This window comes from Bacillus sp. 7_6_55CFAA_CT2, assembly GCF_000238655.1.
Lineage (GTDB): Bacteria > Bacillota > Bacilli > Bacillales > Bacillaceae_G > Bacillus_A > Bacillus_A cereus.
On the sequence record NZ_JH414709.1, the window covers coordinates 957,469 to 959,667 of the forward strand.

Here is a 2,199-nt window from a genome sequence, read left to right on the forward strand (position 1 = left end):
AAGAATAATAGATTTTCTTATCATAACTCGTTATGATAAAAGAAAAAGAAAAGACTGGCGGAAAATGAATAAAAAAATCGCAATAATTACAGGAGCCTCAAGTGGATTTGGACTATTAACTACACTCGAACTCGCAAAAAAAGATTATTTAGTTATTGCTACAATGCGGAACCTTGAAAAACAAGTAAACTTACTATCTCAAGCTACTCAACTCAACTTACAACAAAAAATAAAAATTCAACAATTAGATGTAACCGATCAAAACTCTATACATAACTTCCAATTATTTTTAAAAGAAATACAAAAAGTAGACCTACTTGTTAATAATGCAGGATATGCAAATGGCGGCTTTGTAGAAGAAATTCCAGTAGAGGAATACCGTAAACAATTTGAAACGAACCTATTTGGAGCTATATCAATTACCCGACTTGTCTTACCGTATATGAGAAAACAAAGAAGTGGAAAAATCATCAATATAAGCAGCATTAGCGGCCAAGTTGGATTCCCTGGTTTATCTCCTTATGTATCTTCAAAATATGCATTAGAAGGCTGGAGTGAATCGCTTCGCTTAGAAGTAAAACCTTTCGGAATAGATGTTACTTTAATTGAACCAGGTTCTTATAACACAAACATATGGGAGGTTGGGAAACAACTAGCTGAAAACCAATCTGATACAACATCTCCTTACAAAGAGTATATGGATAAAATACAAAAACATATTAATAGCGGTAGTGATACATTCGGTAATCCGATAGATGTTGCTAATAAAATTGTAGAAATTGCTGAATCTAAGCGTACAAATTTACGATATCCAATTGGTAAAGGTGTGAAATTTATGATCTTTGCGAAGAAGATTCTTCCTTGGAGATTGTGGGAACACCTTGTTTTGAGAAGCTTTAAGAAAATGTAATAAACTTTTTGAAAACTATTTTGAAAGGGATGCTAATTAAATGTTAGGTTTACCGTATGGGAAAGTGTTTTTAGTGCCGTGGACTGAAGAATGGGAAATTGAGTTTATGAAAGAGAAACAACTCATTGAGGAACAAATTGGCGAACATATTTTAGCGATACACCATATTGGTAGTACTTCTATTCCATATTTAAGTGCAAAGCCAATTATTGATATAGCAATTGAATTAGAAAATTATACGGACGGTATACATTGTATTAAAAAGTTAGAACTACTAAACTATAAATATAGAAAAGAAGTATTACCCGAAAGATACTATTTTAATAAAGGTGAACCAAGAACTCATCAAATTCATATGTATGAACAAGAGAATACATATTTAATAGAACAATTACAATTTCGTGATTACTTAATAGACAATAAAACTGCACGCATGCAGTATGAACAGTTAAAGATTCAACTTTCACAAGCTAACCCTACTGATAAACATAAGTATGCAGAGGATAAAACTAATTTCATTACATCTATATTAACTAAAATAAATGCTTAAATAAACAAGAAACCATTTAGTAGTAAATGGTTTCTTGTTTATTAGTTATTTCATTTAATTACTTGAAATAAATTGGACTATATTACGGTTATCCTCTTCTAAATAACTTATGATGCCTTCAGGATATGTCGGCTTCTCCTGTAATTCCTCTAGACTTTTCCAAATTAATATAATATCCTCATGCTCTTTATGCCTTATTTCATTTGTAATGATTTTTTCAACAGTCCCCCAATGTATCAATGTACAATGATGACCTTTTTCGTTGTCCCAATCAAAAATGTGTTCATTTACAATTACTAACTCTTGAACATCAACTTTCAAATCGTATTCTTCTATTAACTCTCGAATTATTGCTTCTTTTGACGTTTCACCAAATTCAATAGAGCCACCTGGAAAACGATAAAATGATTCATTTTCATCGCATTGTACAAGTACTTTAGAATGATCTTCATTTAAAATCATTGCTTCAGCACGTAATTTAGGATTTTTCTATTTTGTCTCCCCATTCATTCCACATATGATTAAATCCAATAGGTATAAAAGAAAAAATTAAGAATAATTCCTGTTATTACTAATAGCGGAACCGTTCCTAAAGAAATGACATATTCCCTCGATTCTTTATCAAATTTCCACTCCATAAATGATTGAAAGCAGTATAAAGTTATTAAAAATAAAATGGGTAAATTACTAATATAAACGGGATTTAAAGTAGCACATATCATCGTAAAAATTATTATAA

Annotated in this window: 4 protein-coding genes; 2 read left to right on the plus strand and 2 right to left on the minus strand. The window is 30.5% G+C overall.

Annotated features, from left to right (window positions below; genetic code table 11):
- The first annotated feature begins 64 nt into the window (after window positions 1-64).
- Together HMPREF1014_RS13870 and HMPREF1014_RS13875 are read left to right on the plus strand one after the other, a co-directional pair.
- Entirely contained in the window at window positions 65-910 is an 846-nt protein-coding gene (locus tag HMPREF1014_RS13870; RefSeq protein ID WP_025966131.1) for an oxidoreductase, read from the plus strand.
- A 40-nt stretch (window positions 911-950) separates the two neighbouring features.
- A complete protein-coding gene (locus HMPREF1014_RS13875) occupies window positions 951-1,460 on the plus strand; it encodes a GrpB family protein (protein WP_000901212.1) in 510 nt (169 codons plus the stop codon).
- Between the two features lie 54 nt (window positions 1,461-1,514).
- Here HMPREF1014_RS13875 and HMPREF1014_RS13880 read toward each other — a convergent pair whose 3' ends face one another.
- Together HMPREF1014_RS13880 and HMPREF1014_RS13885 are read right to left on the minus strand one after the other, a co-directional pair.
- Window positions 1,515-1,922 carry an NUDIX domain-containing protein gene (locus tag HMPREF1014_RS13880; protein WP_009327047.1) on the minus strand — a complete coding sequence of 136 codons (408 nt, stop codon included), beginning with the start codon at window positions 1,920-1,922 and terminating at the stop codon, window positions 1,515-1,517.
- 59 nt (window positions 1,923-1,981) lie between these two features.
- Window positions 1,982-2,199: DUF4181 domain-containing protein (locus HMPREF1014_RS13885; protein ID WP_084796652.1), on the minus strand; the 218-nt coding region annotated here is incomplete at its 5' end.